Here is a 6424-nt window from a genome sequence, read left to right as displayed (position 1 = left end):
GACCGTTGCCGAGAAATAGGCGAGCAGCGAGCTGTAGATGAAGCCGGTCTCAATGATGTCGACCTCGACGGCAACTCCCAGACGGCACATGACTTCGAGACCGGCTGCCACGGCGACGATCAGGTCTTGGCCGGAGTGGTCACCACTGAGTTGGGCCGCGGCGATCGCCGCAGGAACCGTCGAGACGCCGGCGTGCAGTATTGCGGCGTCGTGGGTGTCGTCGTAGTCGCGTGCGTGCGCCATCCCGCTGTTCAGCCAGGCAGCGTGATGTGCGGGTACCTTGCCCCCCAACACAAAGACGGATGCCTCCGGCGTACCACCCCATCCGTAGACAAGATCAGCGACCTCGGCGATGCCTTCGGCCGAGGAACCTGCCAGCGCGCACGAGAGCGTGTCCAAGATGTTGGACTTGACGGCCGCGACGACGTCCGACGGAAGATCCTCGTATCTCAGTGATACCGCGAAGCGCGCAATATCAAAAGCCAGATCAGGCGAGGTTTCCACTCAAACTCCTACGGACGTATATGCGCACATGCGTACCTAATTCCGACTCAAAGGCTATGCCGAGCGGCTCGGAGTGTCAACGCCGACCCGTGCAGTCGTCCCGATATCGACTCCTCCGGACGTCATTGACCGCAGAATTCCCGAAGCTCCATGTTGGATTTCCTTGCCCTTACAGGCCGTCCGAATCTAGAATGAGCGAATATACGAATGGCTGAGCGTAGCTACGATCGCTTGGGCCCAATCGCAAGGAGCTGAGCGTGGAGCACCGCAGCGACATCTTCGTCAACGGCAGCTGGGTGCCGTCTGCTGGGGACGGCACGATCCCGGTTGTGAATCCGGCGACTGAGGAGACCATTGCGACGGTCCCCCGCGGCAACAGCGCCGACGTCGACCAAGCGGCCTCGGCAGCGGCGGACGCCTTCGCAAGCTGGTCACGTACCTCACCGGCCGAACGCGCGCGCGTCTTCGCCAGGCTCGCCGACCTGGTGTCACAGAACTCGGAAGAGATCACCAAGACGATCGTCTCGGAGGTCGGTTATCCCGCGTCGATAGCAAAAACGACTCAGACGGCTGGCGCGGTTGACGAGCTGCGCATTATCGCCGACTCCCTCGCTGAGATCAGTTGGACCGAGCAGATCGGGAACACGACCATCCATCGTGAACCGTCCGGAGTCGTCGGTGCGATTACCGCATGGAACGCTCCGTTGCGCTCAATCGTCAGCAAGGCTGGCGCCGCGATCGCCGCTGGATGCACTGTCGTTTTGAAGCCGAGCGAGGTTGCGCCCTTGGCCGGCTACAAGTTCGTCGAGCTTGCCGTCGAGGCGGGGATGCCAGCCGGGGTGCTCAACATGGTCAGCGGGACGGGCCCCGAGGTTGGAGAGCCGATCGCGGCGCATCCCCTCATCGACATGGTGTCGTTGACAGGCTCGGTCCGCGCCGGTCGCCGAGTGATGCAAGTCGCCGCAGAAACAATCAAGCGGGTCCACTTGGAACTGGGTGGAAAGTCCGCAAACATAATCCTTGCTGACGCTGACCTCGCTCGTGCCGTTGAGGTTGGTGTCGAGGACGGCTTCCGCAACGCCGGGCAAGTTTGCGGTGGACTCACCCGGATTCTGGTTCCCCACGATCGCCTGCGCGAGGCCGAAGAGATCGCCGTTGCTAAAGCACGGAGCTACGTGTTGGGCGATCCGTTCGGTCCGGCTACGACGCTCGGTCCAGTCGCAACGGCCGAGGCTTACAAGCGAGTCCGCAACTACATCGACATCGGCCTCGGAGAAGGTGCACGCCTGCTCACTGGTGGCACTGAACGTCCTGCCGGTCTCGAGCACGGCTACTTCATCCAGCCGACGGTGTTCACAGGCGACAACGCGATGCGTATAGCTCAGGAGGAGATCTTCGGCCCGGTGCTCGTCATCATCCCGTTTGGTGACGAGGACGAAGCGTTGAGTATCGCCAACGACTCGCCATACGGGCTGGCAGGCGCGATCTGGGCCGGCGACACGGGTCATGCTCACGCCCTCGCTCAACGGCTGCGCGTGGGTCGCATTCGGATCAACGGTGCACCGCTGGACAAGCGCGGTACGCACGGTGGATTCAAGTTGTCAGGTGTCGGACGAGAGTGGGGCCGTATCGGAATCGAAGAGTTCCTCGAGTACAAGTCGGTCATCGGTTAGCTGCCAACTCCACGCCGAGTACCGCCGGCGCCAACTTGTCATCGTCGCTTCTCGGCATCGCGGACGTCGCGCGCACGGTGCGAGAGGCCTGGCCGTCGCGGTGACTGGGTGAGCCTCACCGCTGTGCCCTCCACGGACCTCCGCTAAGCCCGCGAAGAGGCGCGTGGCGCGCGGTAGTCGGCCCCATCAACTGAGTTGGATTGTGATCTGGCCGCCCTTGATGGCGGGGATCACGCCGCCGTCTATGCGTAGGTCGGTGCCGGTGATGAATCCGGCGTCGGGTCCCAGGAGGTAGGCGGCGGCGGAGGCAACTTCGTCGACGGTGCCTGAGCGTCGGGCTGGGGACTTGTCGAGCATGGCCTGGTAGCCGGCTGCGCCGGGACCTGACATCTCATCGCGGGCCAACGGGGTGAGCACGATGCCGGGGCTGATGGAGTTGACTCGGGCGCCTCGTTTGCCCCAGGCCAGGCTTGCCGCCTCGACCTGTATGTGGTTGGCGTGTTTCGACATGGCGTAGGCGGCACCTGATCCGGGGACGGCGGCGGCGCTCAGCATGGGCAGATTGAGCAGGTCTTCGGTCGGAGTCTGGGCGAGGAGTCGGTCGTGTTCGGGGTCCAGCCTGGGCAGCATGTAGCCGGCCATGCTGGAGATCACTAGGCCTGCGCCGCCCGGCTCGATGATGGTGCCGAACTGTTCGAGGAACAGAGCGGTGCCGTAGAGGTCGACCCGCAAGATCGCCTCGGCCGTCGCTTGCACCGGGGACAGACCCGCTGTGTTGACGACCTGCACGACGTTCCCGAGGCCGGTGGCAGTCTTGATCAGTGCCTCGACCGAGGCGCGGGAGGACACGTCGACGGTCTCGGCGGTGACGGCGTGCCCGTCAGCTTCCAGCGCCGCGGTGGCTGACTGGAGGTTGTGCTCGTTGTAGTCGGCAACGAGCACGGCTCGGCCGGCGCCCTGTCGGCGAGCGATCGCTCGCCCGATGGCTCCGGCGCCGATGATGACGACGACGTCTTTGTTGCTCATAGCTGGTATCTCCTGACGGGATGCAAGAAGGGCAGGGACGGGTCAGCGTTCGAGAGTCTGGGCTTGGGCCTCGTTGTGGTGATCACCGGCCGCGGGGGTGAGTGCGTCGAGTCGGTGTAGCTGCTGGGCCGTTAGTACCAGTTCGTCGGCGGCGACGTTCTCCTGCAATCGGGACACTCGCTTGGTGCCCGGGATAGGGACGATATGTTCGCCCTTGCTCAGTAGCCAGGCCAGCGCGACCTGAGCGGACGTGGCACCGCATTCGGCGGCGATGGCGTCGACCTCGTCGGCCATGGCCAAGTTGCTTTGAAAGTTGTCGCCGGTGAACCGCGGGTTGGTACGTCGCCAGTCGTTGTCGGCCAAGTCATCAATCGAGCGGATCGTGCCGGTGAGGAAGCCGTGGCCCAGCGGGGAATAGGGCACGAAGCCGATGCCGAGTTCGCGCAGCAATGGCAACACCTCAGCTTCCTGATCGCGGGTCCACAACGAGTACTCCGATTGCAGCGCCGTGATCGGATGGACGGCGTGGGCACGGCGGATGGTGTCCAGCCACGCCTCGGACAACCCGAGGTGCAGCACCTTTCCTTCGGTCACCAGTTCCGCGAGCGTGCCGATCGTGTCTTCGATCGGCGTGTTGCGGTCCACTCGATGCTGGTAGTACAGGTCGATGTGGTCGGTGCCGAGTCGGGCCAGCGAGCCTTCGACCGCGATGCGGATGTTCGCCGGTGAACTGTCCAGTACCCCGGGCCGGTCGCCATCACGGTGTGACATGAACCCGAACTTCGTCGCGAGCACGACCTCGTCGCGACGGCCCTTGATCGCGCGCCCGACCAGTTCCTCGTTGGTGTATGGGCCGTAGATCTCCGCGGTGTCGATCAGCGTGACGCCGAGATCCAACGCGCGGTGAATGGTGCGTATCGACTCGGCGTCGTTGGTGCCAGAACCGGTGTAGGCGGCCGACATACCCATCGCGCCCAGGCCGATCCGTCCGACGTCAAGTGTTCCTAGCTTGGTGTGCTTCACGGTGATCCCTCAGATCCGGTAGCGTTCGGACTTCTCAAGCGTGCCCGCTAGCCCAGGCCCGCGGCAGGGTCAGCTGTTCATGGCAGTGACAGGGCTACCCACGACGGTGACCGACTCCGGTGGGAAGGGCAGACTTGATTGTCATGACGGCCAAACCTGACGGCGGCAGCGAACTCGGCCGGTTCCTACGGGCACGTCGCGCGCAGATCACACCGGCCGAGACCGGGTTACCGATCGGCACCGGGCTGCGCCGAACACCCGGCCTGCGGCGCGAGGAGGTGTCCACGCTTGCCGGCGTCAGCGTCGACTACTACGTCCGTCTGGAACAGGGCAAAGAAACCAGACCGAGCAGGTCCGTCATCGACAACATCGCGCGCGCCCTCAAGCTCAATGAGACCGAACACGATTATCTGCGCGACCTGGTCGCGCGGTCGGCCGGTCTCACACCAAAGCCGCCGACGTCGACCAGTCGCACTGTCAGCCCGACCGTGCATCTGCTGCTGGAGAGTCTGCGACCGTTCCCAGCCCATGTCGTCGGTCGTACGGGCGACATCCTGGCCCACAACCCCGGGGGGATGCGTCTACTCCCCGGACTCGAAAGCTGGCCCGGCAGCCACCGCAACGTCGCCCGCTACGTCTTCCTGCACCCAGCCGCACGCGAGCTGTTCCCAGACTGGTCACGCCAAGCCCGAGAGATGGTCGGCTTCCTCCGCGCATTCGCCGGCACCGACCCCGACGCCCCCGACCTGGCGAACCTCGTAGGCGAACTCGTCCTCAAGAGCCCTGAGTTCGGCCGCATGTGGGAACGCTACGACGTACGCGGCCACAGCCGCGGCAACAAGACCTTCCACCACCCCGACACCGGTGACATCGCCCTGGACTACCAAGTCATGCAGCTACTCGGCGCCCCCGGTCAACACCTGATCACCTACCTCGCCGCGCCCCGAACACCCGAGCACGACAAACTGGCGCTACTCGACATGATCGCCACAGAGGACAGCGCAGCCCGTAGCGCGACGATGCGCGAAGGGGGCCCACAGACAAGGTGACAACACAAGCTCGCCTCGATCATGCGGACTGAACCATCCTTGAGCGCAGCGAATCGCCCGAGGGATAATGGAGGCTCGACCGGGCCGTGGGCGCTCCTAGATGTTGACTGTTACAACTTCGATCTGAGCTGAATGGCTAGTCGAGTGCACCTCAGCTTCACTGCTTCTTACGTGCGCCTCCACCGGGCGGCACGTTCGGCTTCTTCCCGAACAGGGCGGATTCTTCCTGCTGCCTCGAGGCGGTAAAGGTGGGCGTAGGTCTCGCCAATGGCCGAGCGCAAGGCGAGCGTTGACAACTCGGTGAATGGTCGGGACCACCGCACCGCCTGCGCTACCTCCCACACCGTGCTACGACCATCCAAGACCGCGTGGGCTATCTCGTCGAGCCGCGCCTCGTGATGCGTGCGCAACTCTGAAACGCGCCGGCCGACTGCGCCGAACGCCCACTCGTGGCCCGGGAGGGCGGTGACCGGCGCCTGCGCATCGATCTCGTCGACTGTCGCCAGGGATGAAAGGTAGTCACGTAGAGGATCGACATCCGACGTCGGTCGCTTCGACACATTAGGGCTGACGCGGGGCAAAAAATGATCGCCCGTGAAGAGCAGTCCACGTTCGCGGTCGAGGAAGCAAACGGACCCTGGCGTGTGCCCGGCGGTGTGAACTGCCACCAGCTGTCCTTGGGTATCTGGGATGGGCGCGGAAGCGACCAGATCAATATCTGGTGCCACAACCGGGAAGCGCCGACTCACCTCGTCCAGGTCATTCCGCAACGCTTCGAGTTGCATTGGTGGCGCGCCGCACCGCTGCATCCACTCGTACATGTCTTCGAAGCGGCGCATTGTTGCCGCTTCGTTCTCGACAATCTGCGGGCGCTCCGCTGGATGCAGCGCAATCCAGGCGTCCGACACAGTCCGCAGTCGGGCAGCTAATCCGAAGTGGTCCGCGTGCGCATGCGTAACGACCAGACCGCGGACGTCGTCGATGGCCTTACCGGCGTTCGCCAGGCCGGCCAGGAACTTGTCCCAGCCCGCATCGGAGTCCCAGCCGGCATCGACCAGGATCGTTCCCCCTGGGGTGTCGACGATGTAGGACAGGCTGTAGCGCAGCGGGCTCGGGAAGGGCAGGGCGGTAGCCCACACCCCTGGGGCA

6 protein-coding genes are annotated in these 6424 nt (G+C 64.3%); 2 read left to right on the top strand and 4 right to left on the bottom strand.

What is annotated here, in order from left to right; genetic code table 11:
* Positions 1–504 (bottom strand): MmgE/PrpD family protein (locus tag WAN02_RS27860; RefSeq protein ID WP_422268484.1); only part of this gene is annotated, 504 nt, incomplete at its 3' end.
* A 257-nt stretch (positions 505–761) separates the two neighbouring features.
* Here WAN02_RS27860 and WAN02_RS27855 point away from each other — a divergent pair.
* Positions 762–2177 (top strand): aldehyde dehydrogenase family protein, encoded by a 1416-nt coding sequence (locus tag WAN02_RS27855; protein WP_422268482.1) that lies wholly within the window; start codon positions 762–764, stop codon positions 2175–2177.
* 186 nt (positions 2178–2363) lie between these two features.
* Here the strand turns inward: WAN02_RS27855 and WAN02_RS27850 are convergent, their stop codons facing one another.
* Entirely contained in the window at positions 2364–3203 is an 840-nt protein-coding gene (locus tag WAN02_RS27850; RefSeq protein WP_422268480.1) for an SDR family oxidoreductase, read from the bottom strand.
* A 42-nt stretch (positions 3204–3245) separates the two neighbouring features.
* The gene (locus WAN02_RS27845; RefSeq protein ID WP_422268478.1) at positions 3246–4226 is read right to left on the bottom strand and encodes an aldo/keto reductase; all 981 of its coding nucleotides are present in this window, start codon (positions 4224–4226) and stop codon (positions 3246–3248) included.
* Positions 4227–4369: 143 nt separating this feature from the next.
* Between WAN02_RS27845 and WAN02_RS27840 the strand changes: the two genes are divergently transcribed.
* On the top strand, positions 4370–5275 hold the full coding sequence (locus WAN02_RS27840) for a helix-turn-helix transcriptional regulator (protein WP_422268476.1): 906 nt from the start codon (positions 4370–4372) through the stop codon (positions 5273–5275).
* Between the two features lie 167 nt (positions 5276–5442).
* Here the strand turns inward: WAN02_RS27840 and WAN02_RS27835 are convergent.
* A partial coding sequence (locus WAN02_RS27835; RefSeq protein ID WP_422268474.1) for an MBL fold metallo-hydrolase occupies positions 5443–6424 on the bottom strand: 982 nt, incomplete at its 5' end.

The sequence above is a fragment of the Mycobacterium sp. genome (assembly GCF_049281135.1).
Classification (GTDB): Bacteria; Actinomycetota; Actinomycetes; order Mycobacteriales; family Mycobacteriaceae; genus Mycobacterium.
This window is presented reverse-complemented; position numbering and strand designations above follow the sequence as displayed.

Excerpts from the sequence above, each read along its gene's own strand:
- WAN02_RS27840 (WP_422268476.1), top strand. The coding sequence starts at position 4,370 with ATGACGGCCAAACCTGACGGCGGCAGCGAACTCGGCCGGTTCCTACGG.
- WAN02_RS27850 (WP_422268480.1), bottom strand. The coding sequence starts at position 3,203 with ATGAGCAACAAAGACGTCGTCGTCATCATCGGCGCCGGAGCCATCGGG.